Source organism: Pseudoalteromonas sp. S3178, from assembly GCF_005886985.1.
Taxonomy (GTDB): Bacteria; Pseudomonadota; Gammaproteobacteria; order Enterobacterales; family Alteromonadaceae; genus Pseudoalteromonas; species Pseudoalteromonas carrageenovora.
The window spans coordinates 1-284 of sequence record NZ_PNCW01000544.1; the positions used below are offsets into that span (position 1 = coordinate 1).

The window sequence follows — 284 nt, forward strand, 5'->3', positions numbered from 1 at the left end:
CTCATCGTTACCCAATGTTGTTAGTCGACAAAGTGATCGACTATAAGGCTGGTGAGTATTTACATGCAATTAAGAATGTCACAGTAAATGAGCCTATTTTTACCGGACATTTCCCAGGACAGCCTATTTTTCCTGGGGTGATGATTTTAGAAGCTATGGCACAGGCCACGGGGTTACTCGGTTTTAAAACCGTAGAGCATCGTAGCGAAGGTGAACTATACTTATTTGCAGCAATCGATAATGCACGATTTAAGCAACCAGTTCTACCTGGTGATACCATGCAT

At 42.3% G+C, this 284-nt stretch carries 1 protein-coding gene; it reads left to right on the forward strand.

The genetic code is table 11. The features are described from left to right. Positions 1-284, forward strand: a 284-nt coding sequence (gene fabZ, locus CWC11_RS22130; protein WP_138684269.1) for a 3-hydroxyacyl-ACP dehydratase FabZ, incomplete at both ends; no start/stop codon positions are given.